The following is a 13,998-nucleotide window of genomic DNA, read 5'->3' as shown; positions in this document are numbered from 1 at the left end:
TCATGTATCAATCGGCATAATTGACTTTGTCTATCTAGTTTCATTATGAATTGGCTGGCATGGAACCGACATTGAAACAGTTCAGGGCCTTCGTGGCCGTTGCCGAATGCGGGCAGTTCACCCGTGCCGCCGAACGGCTGGGCCTGTCGCAATCGGCGGTCAGTACGCTGATCGGCCAGCTTGAGGAAAACCTTGGCCTGCGGCTGTTCGACCGCCACACCAGGTTGTTGCGCCTGACCGCCGCCGGCTCCGAGGCGCTGGCGGTGGCGCGCCAGGCGGTGGGCGATCTCGACCGGCTGGTCGAGAATGCGCGCGATCTGAACAGCTTCAGCCGCGGCCGCGTCGGCATCGCCGCCGGCACGCTGCAGGCGGCGCTGATGCTGCCGCAGCTGATCCGCGGCTTTGGCGAGCGATATGGCAATATCGAGGTCTCGATGCATGACGTGTCCGAACGGGTGATGCTGGACATGGTCAAGGCCGGCAGCGTCGATCTGGGCCTTGGCACCGTGCCCGACCGCGACAGCGAGGTGACCGGGCTGGAACTGGCCACCGATGCCTTTCTGGTGGTGATGCGCCCCGAACATCCGATGGCGCAGCGCGGGCCGCTGCGCTGGCAGGACCTGCAGGATCAGGTGCTGATCGGCCCGCAGCGCGGCAACCCGATCCGCGAAAGGCTGCAGGCGGAACTGGCGCGGGTCGGGCTGGAGCTGACGCTGCACCGCGCGTTTCAGGACGTGTCGCTGCCCTTGACCATCATCGGCATGGTCCATGCCGGGCTGGGCATGGCGATCATGACCTCCTCGGTCAAGCCGCTGGCCCGCGCCATGGGGCTGGTGACAGTGACCCCCTGCGAGCCGGTGGTGACGCGCAAGATCGCCCTGATCCAGCGCGCCGACCATTCGCTGTCGCCCGCCAGCCGGCTGTTTCGCGATTTCGCGCAGCGCGCAGTGCAGGGGCGGGGAGTGCAGGGGCGCGGGACGCGCCCGGCGGGTTGAACCGGGGCCGGCGACCGGCCCCGGCGCTGGCGTCACGCCCCGGCAGCCTTGCGCTGCAACCCGTTCAGCACGTCCTCGGGGGTGATCGGATAGTGGTGAAAGCGCACGCCGATGGCGTCATGGACGGCATTGGCGATCGCCGGGCCGATGGCGATGATCGGGTCCTCGGCCACGCCCTTGGCACCCCAGGGCCCGCCCGGATCGGGGGCGGTTTCCAGGATCACCGTCTCGATCTCGGGCGCGTCCATGGACAGGGGCAGCTTGTAATCCACCAGCCCCGCGTTCAGCGGCCGGCCGTTGCCCGGATCGATGCGGAAATCCTCGGTCAGGGTATGGCCGACACCCTGCAACACGCCGCCCTCGATCTGGCCCTCGGCGGCGATCGGGTGGATCACCCGGCCGATCTCATGCACCGGCATCACCTTGCGGCATTCGATGATGCCGGTTTCGGTATCCACCGCCACCTCGACGAAATGCGCCGCGAAGGAATAGGATTTCGTCGGGTTGTAGGTGCCGTTGTCGATCAGATGCTCGGCCGGCAACCCTTTCGAGGGGCAGACGGCGTCGAAGACGGTCAGGCTGACGCCGGGCTTGCCCTCGACGGTGATGATCCCGTCCGCGATCTGCAGATGCTCGGGCTTTTCCTGCAGCTTTTCCGCCGCCCGCGCCAGCACCCGCGCGCGCACCTTGCCGGCCGCGATCTTGGTCGCGGACCCCACCAGATAGGTGGTATGGCTGGCGAAGGCACCGATGTCCCAGGGCACCACATCGGTGTCGCCATGCACCACCGTCACCCAGTCATAGGGCACGCCCAGCTCCTCGGCCACGATCTGCGCCAGCACGGTATGGGCGCCGGTGCCCAGATCGGCGGCGCCGGTGACCAGGGTGACGCTGCCATCCTCTTGCATCTTGACGGTGGCGTTACCCTGTTCCTTCAGCCCCGGATAGGCGGACGATCCGTGCATCTCGCAGCCCACGCCCCAGCCCTTGCGGATCGCCGGATTGGCGGGATCGCTGCGGTCGGGGTTGTCGCGCCTGGCCTCCCAGTCAAAGGCCTTGCGGCCATGTTCCAGACAGGCCTCCAGGCCATGGCCGATGATCGGATGGCCCGAGGGCGCGATGTCGCCGGTGCGAACGGCATTCTTCAGCCGCATCTCGACCGGGTCGATGCCCAGCTTTTCCGCCGCCTCGTCGATCTGGATGTCGATGGGGAAATAGGTCTGCACCACGCCATAGCCGCGAAACGCGCCCGAGATCGGGGTATTGGTATAGACCGCGCGCCCGTCGACGCGCACGTTCTCGACGCGATACAGCGAGGTGGCCGAGAAGGTCCCCACCGTCGTCACCCCGGGGCTGTGCGAGCCATAGGCGCCGGATTCGTAAACCAGCCGCATGTCGCGCGCGACCAGCGTGCCGTCCTTGCGGAATCCCTGTTTCAGCCAGACCTTGATCGGATGGCGGGTGCGCCCGGCCAGGAAGGTCTCGCGCCGGGTGAACTCCATCTTCACCGGCCGGCGGCACTTCTGCGCCAGCAGCGCACACAGGAATTCATGCTGGAACAAGTCCTGCTTGGCGCCAAAGCCGCCGCCCATGTTCTCGACCAGCACGCGGACCTTGTTCAGGGGCAGGCCCAGCACCTCGGCCAGGGCGCCGCGCACCATGAAGCTGGTCTGGGTCGAGGTCCAGAAGGTCAGCTTGCCGGCGCTGTCCCAGTCGGCGACGCAGATGTTGGGCTCCATATAGGTGGGCACCGGGCGGCCGCCCTCGAATTCGCCCTCAAGGATCAGGTCGGCCTCGGCAAAGCCCGCCTCGACATCGCCGCGCAGCGCCTGGATCGGCGTGAACACCAGATTGCCGCCGGGACCCAGGTCGTGGATCTGCGGCGCGCCGGGTTTTTGCGCGCTTTCCACGTCATAGACGCCGGGCAGCGGTTCGTATTCAACCTCGATCAGGTCCAGCGCCTCATCGGCGATTTCCTCGCTGATCGCGGCGACGGCGGCGATGCCCTCGCCCCAGAAGCGCACGGTGTCGTCAAGGATATACTGGTCCTTGGTGCAGGCCACCGAGCGCGGATGCGGCGAGCCGTAATGCAGCACCCGCGGCACGTCCTTGTGCGTCAGCACCGCCTTGACCCCGGGCAACGCCAGCGCCTTGGACACGTCGATGTTCTTGATGCGGGCATGGGCGATCTCGGCGCGCTTGGTCTTGCCGTGCAACAGCCCTGGCCAGACGTAATCGCCGGTATATTTGGCGTCGCCGGTGATCTTCTTGAACACATCGGCGCGCTTGACGCTGGTGCCGACAATCTTCAATTCCTGCTTGGTCATCTGATCACGCCTCCGCCCGCTCGATCCTGCGGATCGTGGTCCTGCTTTCCGTGCCGCAGCCGCAACCGCAGCCATGCACATGCGCGCCCTTGGCCGCTGCCATGCGCTGGCCGGCCACGCGCACCGCGTCGAAGATCTTGGTATAGCCGGTGCAGCGGCAGATATTGCCCGAGAGGCCGAAGCGGATTTCCTCATCCGTGGGCAGCGGGTTCTGGTCCAGCAGGTTCTTGGCCATGACCAGGATGCCCGGCGTGCAGAAGCCGCATTGCGCCGCGCCGAACTCCATGAAGGCCTGCTGCAGCGGGTGCAGCGTGTCGGGTTCGGGCTGCAGCCCCTCGACGGTCAGGATCTCGGCGCCCTGCGCCTCGGCGGCCAGCATCAGGCAGGCGTTCACCGGCTGGCCGTTCACCATTACCGTGCAGGCGCCGCAGTCACCCACGTCGCAGCCCTTCTTGGTGCCGGTCAGCCCGACCTCTTCGCGCAGCGTGTCCAGAAGCGAGCGGTGGCCCTCGACGCTGACGCTTTTCGGCTCACCGTTGACGGTGAATTCAAGGTGGAACTTCTTCATGCCGCTTCCTCCAGGGCCTGGGCGACCGCGCGCCGGGTCAGGACCCCGACCATCTCGCGCCGGTATTCGGCGGAACTGCGGACATTGCTGATGGGCGTGCATTCCTGCATCGCGCTTTCGGCGGCGGCGGCAATGCTGGCCGCATCCAGTTTCGAGCCCACCAGCAGCGCTTCGGCCAGGGGCGCGCGCAGCACCACCGGGCCGACCGCGCCCAGGGCGATGCGCGCGCCGGTGCAGATGCCGCCCCCGGTCTCCAGGCTGACGGCAACGCCGACGGTGGCAAGCTCCATCGCCTTCCTGCGGCCATGCTTGATATAGGCGCGCACACTGCCGGGGTTCGGCGCCGGCACGCTGATCGCCACCGCGATCTCGCCCGGCTCCAGCACCGTGCGGCCCGGGCCGGCAAAGAACTCGGCCAGGGGGATCGAGCGCCCACCGCTGACGCGGAAGGTCTCGATGCTGGCGCCATCGGCGACCAGCGGCGGGATGGTGTCGGCCGAGGGCGAGGCGCGGCAGATATTGCCGACCACCGTGGCGCGGTTCCTGACCTGGATCGAGGCCAGCGCGCGCAGCGCCGCGCGCAGGTTCGGATAATGCGCCACGACCGGCGCTGCGGCCTCAAGCTGGCCTGCGCTGACCATGGCGCCGAAACGCAGCCCCGCCGCGCCGTCATAGCTGATCTGGTCCAGCCCCGGCACGCGCTTGATGTTCACCAGGTGACGGACCTCGCGCAGGCGCTCGCGGATCTCGACGAAAAGATCGGTGCCGCCGGCAAGGAAATACGCCCCCTCGCCCAGGCTGGTCAGAAGCAGGGATGCCTCCTCCAGGGTTTCCGGCTCGTGGTACTCGAATCTGCGCAATTCGCCCTCCTCTGGCTCATTGGTGGGTTGGCCGCTTGACCTTTCGGAGGCTACGCCGGGGTTCTGGTCGTCTAGGCGCCGCTGGCCTCGCGCAGGAATTCCCGCTCGAGCTGGCGCAAAAGCTCGGTATTGGCGGCCTCGGCAGCCGGGCCGTCGCCCTGCTGCAGTGCCGCCAGCGTCTTGGTATGGGCAATCACCCCGGAAAAGAACGAGGGCCGCGGCCCGGAGGCCGCGCCCAGCAGCGGCTGGCAGTCGATCAACTCGCGCATGAACCGCGCGATGGTGGCGTTGCCGGCCAGTTCGGTGCAGGCGATGTGGAACTCGCGCGAGAAATGCCGCGCCTCGGCGACCAGCCCCTCGTCATAGGCCGCCGCCTCCTGGCGCAGGATCGCCATCAACCGGTCCGAGCCGGCGGGCGTCAGCCGCTCGGCCAGCAGCCGCAGCGCCGCGCCCTCGTTGATGATGCGCGCCTGCATGATCTCGCGGGTCTTTTCCGGTGAACATTGCGTGACGGTGGCGCCGCGATTGGGCGTCAACTCGACCAGCCCGGCCTGCGCCAGCCGCAGCAGCGCATTGCGCACCGCCTGGCGATTCGCCTGCGCACCCGCGGCCAGCTCGCGCTCGACCAGGCGATGGCCGGGCGGGGTCTGGTGGCGGTGGATGCCCCCCATCACCAGGCGCACCACGCGTTCCTCGGCCTCGGTGCCGCTTTTCGCCGGGGTATCGGACCCGACGCAGGCGTCAGGGATCGGGGTTTCGGGCAGGGTCTCGAACATGGGCCACCGGATTGTCAACAATTTGAGCTTGCATCGAGTCGCAAATATTGTCAACAATCCATCCAGACCCACGCTCATCATGGCCCCGGCAGACGAGCAAAGCTTGGCGCATCCTGCCCAGGGAGGCTTCGTGATACAGGAACTGGACGCTTTCATGCCCGCCCGCAGCCGCCATCCGGCCCTGCTTGACCCCTGGCAGGCGGCGCTGGACTTCGGCCCCGGCACGGTGATGGCGGTGCTGACCGAGACCCATGGCCCCGCCTATCGCAGCCGCGGCGCCGCCATGGCGCTGGCGGCCGACGGACGCTTTGCCGGGGCGCTGAGCTCGGGCTGCGTCGAGGCCGATCTGATGCTGAACGCGCAGCGCGTGCGCGACAGCGGCCAGCCGATGCAGCTGCGCTATGGTCAGGGGTCGCCCTTCATCGACCTGCGCCTGCCTTGCGGCGGCGCCATCGCGGTGACGCTGTTCCTGCTCAGGGACCGTGGGGTGCTGGCGGCGCTGGCGCGCGCCCGCGCCGCGCGCCACCAGGCGGTGCTGACGCTTTCGGACGCCGGCCGGCTGAGCCTGGGCGAGGGCGCGGGGCTGCGCCTGACCTTCCGCCCGGGCCTGCGCTTCGTGATCTTCGGCGCCGGCCCCGAGGCGGCGGTCTTTGCCGATCTCGTGCATTCGCTGGACCATGACCATGTGCTGCTCTCGCATGAGGATCAAAGCCTGACGCTGGCCGAGCGCATGGGCTGCCGCGTCCGCCGCCTCGGGCCGCTGCCCGACATGGCGGAGCTGGTCCCGGACGAGCGCTGCGCGGCGCTTTTGTTCTATCACGACCACGACTATGAGCCGGCGATCCTGCGCCAGCTGCTGACCCGCCCGGCCTTCTATATCGGCGCCCAGGGCAGCCGCAGCACCCAGGCGGCGCGGCTGGCGCGGCTGGCCTCCATGCGCGTGCCCGCCGCCGATTGCGCGCGGCTGCGCGGGCCGATCGGGCTGATCCCCTCGGCGCGCGACCCGCGGCAACTGGCGATCTCGGTCCTGGCCGAGGTCATGGCGGCGGCGGGCGAGCCGGTCAGCGTGCGGCGCACGCCATGAGATGCCTTGGCGCTCTGCTGGCGGCAGGACGCTCGACGCGCTTTGGCGCCGAGGACAAGCTGTTGGCGCCCTGGCGCGGCCGGCCGCTGCTCGCCTGGGCGGCCGAGGCGCTGGCGGGTGCCGGCTGCACGGAACTGGTGGCGGTGATTTCATCGCCGCAGGTCGCCGTTGCCCTGCCCGCCAGTTTCAACCGGTTGTGGATCGCCCCCGGCCTGCCGATGTCGCAATCCTTCCGCCTGGCGCTGCAGCACGCGCGGCAGCGCGGCGCCGACGGCCTGCTGCTGGCGCTGGCCGACATGCCGAACATCGACGCGGCCCTGCTTGCGCGACTGCTGCGGCACCCGGCGGGCGCGGCCTGCAGCGACGGGCAGCGCCGCCTGCCGCCGGCCTTCATCCCGGCTGCCGGCTTCGACGCCGCGCTGGCCACGAGCGAGGGGGATTTCGGCGCCCGCGCCTATATCGCCGGCCTGCCCGAGACGCAATTGCTGCGCATCGCGCCGCATCAGGCCCATGACGTGGACCGGCCGCAGGATCTGCAGGCGCAGGCCCTGCCCGGATGATGGCCCTGCCGCTCAGCCCCGCGCCGCGGGTGCAGGCGCGAACAGCGCGGCACCCGCCGCCCCCAGCCCGGCCAGCCCGGCCAGCGCCAGCAGCGCCCGGCCCAGCACCCCCTGTTCGTCCAGCAGATAGGAATTGCACAGCCGGTCGGGGATGATCAGATAGACGATGCCCAGGATCAGCAGCATGCCGATGGCCTGGTTCAGCACGAAGGCCCGGGCCAGCGCGCCCAGCCGGCGCCAGCCCCAGCCCAGCGGCAGCCCACCCAGCAGGATCAGCGTCGCGACCTTGGCCGCGTCGGCGCGCAGGTCGGTCACCGCCGCATCCAGCCAGCGCGGCAGCATCCAGAATCCGGTGCAGAATGCCGCGACGATCAGCGCCGCCGCGGCCCATGTTTCCTGCCCTGTTCCCTGCCCCGGCAACGGGCGCGCGACCCGCGGCGCCAGCAGCACCCCGGCCAGGATCAGCAGCGGGATCTGCCCCAGCATGTGACGCAAGAGCGTCGCCTTCCACCAGGGCGCCAGCCCCGGCATTGTGGCGATCAGGACCAGCAAAAGCGCGATCGGCAGGCGGGCGGGCATGGCCTACCTCAGCCGTCGGGCCAGGGCCAGCGCCGCCTCGGTGGCATCGCTGTCGAGGATGCGCACCAGGCGGCCGCGCGCGTCCACGACATGGATCGCGGCATTGTGCACGAAACCGCCATAGCCGTCAGGCAGCACGATCACCCCGGCCCGCTGCAGCAGCGCCTGCAGCTGCGCGTGGCTGTCGGGGCGGGCGAAATGCCAGATGCGGTCGGGCCCGCCGAAACGCTCGGCATAGGCGGCAAGCTCGGCCGGGCCGTCGCGCTCGATGTCGAAGCTCAGGGTCAGCAGGGCGATGCGCCGGTCCAGGCCCTCGGCGGCAATGCGTTCGCGCAGCCGCTCGAAGGCGGCGCCCTGCAGGCTGCAGACGGTCGGGCACGAGGCATAGATGAATTCGACCAGCACCACCCTGCCGCGGTAGGCGTCCAGCGCGCCGCGCTGCCCGTCCTGGTCCAGCAGCGCCACCTCGGGCAGGGGTCGGGGGGCGCGCTCGATGGCAAGGCGGCGCGCGGTCTCGGCGGTGAAGGCCCGCAGCCCGTCCGTCCCCGCCCATATCGCCGATGCGCCAAGCGCCAACGCTGCGACGATGGCGGCGATGCCGGCGGCGCCGCTCATCCCGCGGCCAGAAAACGCGGCAGGCGCAGCAGGAAGCGCAGCACGAACCAGCCCGCCGCCACCAGCACCAGCAGCGCGAACACCGCCGCCACGCGGTCATAGGCCATCCATTCCGCCAGATGCACCGCCCAGCGGCGCGGTACGCTGTGGCGCCCGCCGTACAGGAACATCAGCACGAAACCGAGGCTGGCCAGCGCGTAAAGCGCCCCGATCCAGCGGTCGCCGCGCTCGGGCGCGCTGGCGGCACGGTCGCGGGTCAGGTGATACATGAAGCCGAGGATCATCGGGATCACGCCCAGCAGCAGATAGAAGTGGAAATGCCCCGGCACCCACAGCGTGTTGTGCATGACCGCGTTGACCACGATGGTGGCGTCGATCACCGCCGGCACCACCCCCGCCATCCAGCCGAACATCGACAGAAACAGCAGCCCGCTGGTCATGTCCCAGGCAATGCCCGAACGGTTGACGATGGCCAGCGCACCCAGCCCGGTCACCACCAGCACCGGAAAGCTGTTGGCGAATGACAGGACCTGCGCCAGCACCGCCGCCCATTGCGGCATGGCGAAATCCATCAGCAGGTGATGGGGAAAGATCACCAGCACCAGGATGGTCGAGGCCATCCAGCCGGCCAGGAACGGCCGCGTCGTCTTCCAGGGCCGGCGCGTATGCACCGGCAGCAGGGCATAGACCGCCGTCACCGCCATGTAGATGGTGGCATTGATGATCGCATGGCCAAAGAAATAGATCATGTTCTTGGCAAACAGCGCGTCCAGCGCGAAACCCGGCACCAGCAGGTTCACGATGCTCAGCACGATGATCGTGGCGCCCCCCAGCAGCGCCGCGGTCATCACCACCACCGACATGGCCGAGGCGACCACCACCGGCGGCGGCGCCATCGCACCCGGACGGCCGAACAGATAGGGCCAGCCAAGCGCCCGCGCCAGCCCGCCATATTGCGCGATCAGCGCCCGCCCGACCTCAAGACAGGCCAGCAGCAGGCCCACGCCCACCAGCAGCAGGCCCAGCAGGAACCAGAAGGCGGCCCCCGTGCCCCAGGCGCCGCCCGATGTGGCCGGCAGCGGATAGAGAAAGGTCCAGGCCCCGGCATAGGAGCCGCGGAATGCCGCGCCAAGGATCATCACCACCCCGATCAGGAACAGCAGCAGATTGACCAGCAGCACGCCGGCATGCAGCCGCACGTGGCGGCCGACGAAATACCACATGACCGACAGCCCGCCGAGGGCGGCGATGCCGACCATGCCGGTGCCATGCACGGTCATGATCTGATAGAAGCGGTCTGGCTCGAGCGCGATCCAGCCGCCCTGCGCCATGCGCATCAGCACACCGTAAAGCATCATCAGCACCAGCACGAGCCCGGTCACCGCCATGTTGGCGGCGATGATGCGCCTTGTGGCGACATCGGGGACGACTTCCTGGCCTGCCATGTCCAGCATGCTGCATCCTTCCCTGTCAGGGCGCGGTGACGGTGATCTCGGCCAGCATCTCGTGATGGGCCAGGCCGCAATATTCGAGGCACATGACGCGGTAGGTGCCCGGCCGCGCGAAGGTATGATGCAGCCGGTTCACATAGCCGGGCATGGCCTGGGTCTGGGCGACAAGGCGGGTGTTCTCGTCATAGATGCCGAAACCGTGGTTCACGTCGGCGCTGGTGACGCGGAACTCGACCGGCTGTCCGGCAGCCAGGCTGTCGCGGTCCAGTTCCCAATACCACTGATAGCCGGTGGCGTTCACCGTCTGCGGCGCGCCATTGCCGGCGGCGGCATAGGGCAGTTCGCGCAGCGTCAGCCAGGCCACGCCCGCGCCGGCAACCAGCAGCCCCCAGAACAACAGGGCGCGGATGCGATAGGCGCGATGCTGCACGCCCTCATAGGGGGCGCCCTCGCGCGAATGCATCGCCACGCGGATGAACACGGCCGCGATGGCCGCGACCACGGCAAGGGTGACATACCAGGCCAGTTCCTGCATGCGCCGTCCCTTTCGTGCAATGCCGCGATTTCCGGCAAGCCCATGATTTCAGCATATACCTGCCGCGTTTGTCGCAATTGACCAAAGTCAACGACAGGCGTGCCGGCCTGTGGCAGCCGCCCCGACCCCGACCCCGACCCCGACCCCGACCCCGACCCCGATCCCGCACCCGGCTTGCCGGCGGCGCCATCCCTGCCCTATGAATGAGCCAACAGCTTTCTTCGGCCGGCACGGCGGGGACAGGGCCATGTGTGAACTCTTTGCGCTATCGGCTTCGGCGCCGGTGTCGATCCGCTACGATCTCGACCGTTTCGCGGCCGAGGGCGGCGAGACCCAGCCCAACCGCGACGGCTGGGGCATCGTCTTTGGCGAGGGCCGCGACGCGCATTGGTTCCGCGAGGCGACGGCGGCCGCCAACAGCCCGCTCGACCGCTTCCTGCGCGAGCATGAGCGCGACCACGCCACGGTCATCGCACATGTGCGCAATGCCTCACGCGGCGGGGCGGCGCTGGAAAATACCCATCCCTTTCGTCGCGTCCTGGCCGGGCGCGTGCAGCATTTCGCCCATAACGGCACGCTGGAGGGCATCGAGGACCTGCCGCGCATCGCGCCTTGCCTGGCGGCCAGGATCGGCCAGACCGACAGCGAACTGGCCTTCCTGCACCTGCTGGCGCGCATCGCGGCCGCGGCCCCCGACCCCGAAGACATCGCCGGGCGCTTTCGCGTCTTTGCCGGTTTCTGCGCCGGGATGGCGGCCTTGGGGCCGGCGAATTTCCTGTGGCTGGACGAGGTGACGCTGTTTGTCCACGCCGACCGCCGCCTGACCGATATCGCCCCCGGGCGCAGCGAATTGCGCGAGCCGGGGCTCTTCATGCTGGAGCCGGCGGCGCCGCGCACCGGCCGCCACCATGTGATCGCCGGCACGCATCTGCGCGCCCTGCCCGACCATGTGCTGCTGTTTGCCAGCGTGCCGCTGAGCGCGGCCGACTGGGAACCGCTGGCGCGCCGCACGGCGCTGGCGGTGCGCCACGGCAGGCTGCTGTGCCGCGCCACGACCTGAGCGGGTGGCGCGAATTTCGGAATCGCCCCGCGCGTCGCGCGGTTTGCGGGGCATGGCAGGCAAAGGAGGCTTTTGATGTCCGGGTTTGCTGATCATCTGAAGACGGTCGAGCGGCGTCTGCTGTGGCTGTCGCACTGGATGGTGCACAATGCCAACCACCTGCGGGCGCATGACGAGGGCATCAAGATCGGCGGGCACCAGGCCTCGTCGGCCTCGATGGTCTCGATCATGACGGCGCTGTATTTTCATGCCCTGCGCCCCGAGGACCGGGTGGCGGTCAAGCCCCATGCCAGCCCGGTCTTTCACGCCATGCATTACCTGATGGGCAACCTTTCGCGCGAGAAGATGCAGAATTTTCGCGGCTATGGCGGTGTGCAAAGCTATCCCTCGCGCACCAAGGACAGCGACGACGTGGATTTCTCGACCGGCTCGGTGGGGCTGGGGGTGGGGATCACCGCGTTTGCCTCGCTGGTGCAGGACTATGTCGCGGCGAAATCCTGGGGGCGGGACCTGCCCATGGGCCGCATGATCGCGCTGGTGGGCGATGCGGAACTCGATGAGGGCAATGTCTATGAATGCCTGCACGAGGGCTGGAAGCACGACCTGCGCAACTGCTGGTGGATCATCGACTACAACCGCCAGTCGCTGGACGGCATCGTGCGCGAGGGGCTGTTCCAGCGCGTCGAGCGCATCTTCGAGGCCTTCGGTTGGCAGGTGATCCGGGTGAAATACGGCGCGCTGCAACGTGCCGCCTTTGCCGAGCCGGGCGGCGAGCGGCTGCGCGAATGGATCGACGCCTGCCCGAACCAGCTTTATTCCGCGCTGACCTTCATGGGCGGCAAGGTCTGGCGCCAGCGGCTGATGGACGATCTGGGCGACCAGGGCGAGGTCTCGGCGCTGATCGCGCGGCGCAGCGACGAGGAGCTGGCGGCGCTGATGGAAAACCTGGGCGGCAATTGCGTGCAGAGCATGGCCGAGGTCTTTGACGGCATCGACCATGACCGCCCGGTCTGTTTCCTGGCCTATACGATCAAGGGCTGGGGCACGCCGATCGCCGGGCACAAGGACAATCACGGCGGGCTGATGACCAAGGCGCAGATGGCCGGCTGGCAGCGCCACATGGGTGTGCCCGAAGGCCAGGAGTGGGAGCCCTTCGCCACCGTCGCCGACGTGGCCGCCTTGAAGGATTTCCTGGCCCGCGTGCCCTTCTTTGCCGGCGGGCGCCGGCGCCGGCACGATGACGCGCTGGCCGTGCCCACGATCCGGATCGATACCGAGCGCGAGATTTCCACCCAGAACGCCTTTGGCAAGATCCTCGACGATCTGGCGCGCGGGCAAAGCGATCTGGCCTCGCGCATCGTCACCACCTCGCCCGACGTGACCGGCACCACCAGCCTTGGCCCCTGGGTGAACCGGCGCAAGCTGTTCGCGCGCCAGCCGCAACCCGATCTGTTCCGCGCCGAGAACATCCCCTCGATGGCGAAATGGGATTTCGCCCCCGAGGGCCAGCACATCGAACTGGGCATCGCCGAGATGAACCTGTTCCTGCTGCTGGGCGCGGCGGGCCTGTCGTATTCGCTGTTCGGCAAGCGGCTTTTGCCCATCGGCACGCTTTACGATCCCTTCGTGGCGCGGGGTTTGGACGCGCTGAACTATGCCTGCTACCAGGATGCGCGCTTCATGGTGGTGGGCACGCCCTCGGGCGTCACGCTGGCACCCGAGGGCGGCGCGCACCAGTCCATCGGCTCGCCGCTGATCGGCTTGAGCCAGGACGGGCTCGCCGCCTTCGAGCCGGCCTTCGCCGACGAGCTGGCGGTGATCATGCAATGGGCCTTCGACTACATGCAGCGCGACGGCGAGGGCGACCCGGACGAGCGCACCTGGCTGCGCGACGAGACCGGCGGCGCCGTCTATCTGCGCCTGTCGACGAAACCGCTGGAACAGCCCGGCCGGCGTGCCGACGACGCCTTTCGCCAGGGCGCCATCGACGGCGGCTACTGGCTGCGCCAGCCGGGGCCGAATTGCGAGGTGGTGATCGCCTATCAGGGCGTCGTCGCCCCCGAGGCGATCCGCGCCGCCGGTCGCCTCGCCGGGGCGCGCCGCGACATCGGCGTGCTGGCGGTGACCTCGGCCGACCGGCTGAACGCCGGCTGGACCGCGGCGCAGCGCGCGCGCTCGCGCGGGGTGGCCCATGCCGAAAGCCATGTCGAACGGCTGCTCGCCAGCCTGCCGGCGCATTGCAGCCTGGTCACGGTGATCGACGGCCACCCGGCGACGCTGGCCTGGCTGGGCGGGGTGGCCGGACACCGCACGATCTCGCTCGGGGTCGAGCATTTCGGCCAGACCGGCAGCATCGCCGATCTCTACCGCCATTTCGGCATCGACGCCGAAACCATCGTCCAGCGCATCGCCGGGCTTACCAGGGGCCGGCCCCTGCCGCAGAACTGAATACACCCCCGCTGGCGGGGCGTGGTTGACTATTTTTCTTGGCAGGCGGATGCTTTTCGCGCGGCGGTTGACCCGCCGACTCGGCCATTTCCCACGAAAGTTCGACATGACCTGATAAATATATTGTTTATGAACAGGAG

13 protein-coding genes are annotated in these 13,998 nt (G+C 68.7%); 5 read left to right on the top strand and 8 right to left on the bottom strand.

All coding sequences use genetic code 11. The features are described from left to right. Nucleotides 1–71 precede the first annotated feature (71 nt). On the top strand, nucleotides 72–995 hold the full coding sequence (locus WMK75_RS01510; protein ID WP_347265886.1) for a LysR family transcriptional regulator: 924 nt from the start codon (nucleotides 72–74) through the stop codon (nucleotides 993–995). Between the two features lie 32 nt (nucleotides 996–1,027). Here WMK75_RS01510 and WMK75_RS01505 read toward each other — a convergent pair whose 3' ends face one another. From WMK75_RS01505 to WMK75_RS01490, 4 genes are all read right to left on the bottom strand, one after another. Then, nucleotides 1,028–3,322: a molybdopterin cofactor-binding domain-containing protein gene (locus WMK75_RS01505; RefSeq protein ID WP_347265885.1), complete on the bottom strand. Its 2,295-nt coding sequence runs from the start codon at nucleotides 3,320–3,322 to the stop codon at nucleotides 1,028–1,030. 4 nt (nucleotides 3,323–3,326) lie between these two features. Then, nucleotides 3,327–3,890 (bottom strand): (2Fe-2S)-binding protein, encoded by a 564-nt coding sequence (locus WMK75_RS01500; RefSeq protein ID WP_347265884.1) that lies wholly within the window; start codon nucleotides 3,888–3,890, stop codon nucleotides 3,327–3,329. Then, complete coding sequence (locus WMK75_RS01495) at nucleotides 3,887–4,750, bottom strand: xanthine dehydrogenase family protein subunit M (RefSeq protein ID WP_347265883.1); 864 nt, start codon at nucleotides 4,748–4,750, stop codon at nucleotides 3,887–3,889. Before WMK75_RS01495 ends, WMK75_RS01500 begins: the two co-directional genes overlap by 4 nt. Before the next feature lie 71 nt (nucleotides 4,751–4,821). After that, nucleotides 4,822–5,526: a GntR family transcriptional regulator gene (locus WMK75_RS01490; protein WP_347265882.1), complete on the bottom strand. Its 705-nt coding sequence runs from the start codon at nucleotides 5,524–5,526 to the stop codon at nucleotides 4,822–4,824. Between the two features lie 130 nt (nucleotides 5,527–5,656). On the opposite strand from WMK75_RS01490, the gene WMK75_RS01485 reads away from it, so the two are divergent. Together WMK75_RS01485 and WMK75_RS01480 are read left to right on the top strand one after the other, a co-directional pair. Further along, a complete protein-coding gene (locus WMK75_RS01485) occupies nucleotides 5,657–6,610 on the top strand; it encodes an XdhC family protein (RefSeq protein WP_347265881.1) in 954 nt (317 codons plus the stop codon). Then, on the top strand, nucleotides 6,607–7,170 hold the full coding sequence (locus WMK75_RS01480; RefSeq protein WP_347265880.1) for an NTP transferase domain-containing protein: 564 nt from the start codon (nucleotides 6,607–6,609) through the stop codon (nucleotides 7,168–7,170). Before WMK75_RS01485 ends, WMK75_RS01480 begins: the two co-directional genes overlap by 4 nt. A 12-nt stretch (nucleotides 7,171–7,182) precedes the next feature. On the opposite strand, the gene WMK75_RS01475 is transcribed toward WMK75_RS01480, so the two are convergent. From WMK75_RS01475 to WMK75_RS01460, 4 genes are read right to left on the bottom strand one after another with little or no spacing between them, the layout of a single operon-like run. After that, nucleotides 7,183–7,749, bottom strand: a complete 567-nt coding sequence (locus WMK75_RS01475) for a hypothetical protein (protein WP_347265879.1) — start codon at nucleotides 7,747–7,749, stop codon at nucleotides 7,183–7,185. Between the two features lie 3 nt (nucleotides 7,750–7,752). Further along, nucleotides 7,753–8,364, bottom strand: a complete 612-nt coding sequence (locus tag WMK75_RS01470) for an SCO family protein (RefSeq protein WP_347265878.1) — start codon at nucleotides 8,362–8,364, stop codon at nucleotides 7,753–7,755. After that, nucleotides 8,361–9,818, bottom strand: a complete 1,458-nt coding sequence (locus WMK75_RS01465) for a cbb3-type cytochrome c oxidase subunit I (protein ID WP_347265877.1) — start codon at nucleotides 9,816–9,818, stop codon at nucleotides 8,361–8,363. Before WMK75_RS01465 ends, WMK75_RS01470 begins: the two co-directional genes overlap by 4 nt. Before the next feature lie 16 nt (nucleotides 9,819–9,834). Then, complete coding sequence (locus WMK75_RS01460) at nucleotides 9,835–10,350, bottom strand: cytochrome C oxidase subunit I (RefSeq protein ID WP_347265876.1); 516 nt, start codon at nucleotides 10,348–10,350, stop codon at nucleotides 9,835–9,837. Between the two features lie 247 nt (nucleotides 10,351–10,597). On the opposite strand from WMK75_RS01460, the gene WMK75_RS01455 reads away from it, so the two are divergent. Both WMK75_RS01455 and WMK75_RS01450 read left to right on the top strand, forming a co-directional pair. Then, the gene (locus WMK75_RS01455; RefSeq protein ID WP_347265875.1) at nucleotides 10,598–11,410 is read left to right on the top strand and encodes a class II glutamine amidotransferase; all 813 of its coding nucleotides are present in this window, start codon (nucleotides 10,598–10,600) and stop codon (nucleotides 11,408–11,410) included. A gap of 75 nt (nucleotides 11,411–11,485) precedes the next feature. Further along, nucleotides 11,486–13,858, top strand: coding sequence for a 1-deoxy-D-xylulose-5-phosphate synthase N-terminal domain-containing protein (locus WMK75_RS01450; protein WP_347265874.1), 2,373 nt, complete (start codon nucleotides 11,486–11,488; stop codon nucleotides 13,856–13,858). The last annotated feature ends 140 nt before the right edge of the window (nucleotides 13,859–13,998 follow it).

Origin of the sequence: Paracoccus sp. (in: a-proteobacteria), assembly GCF_039808215.1 — a bacterium.
GTDB lineage: Bacteria > Pseudomonadota > Alphaproteobacteria > Rhodobacterales > Rhodobacteraceae > Paracoccus.
This window is presented reverse-complemented; position numbering and strand designations above follow the sequence as displayed.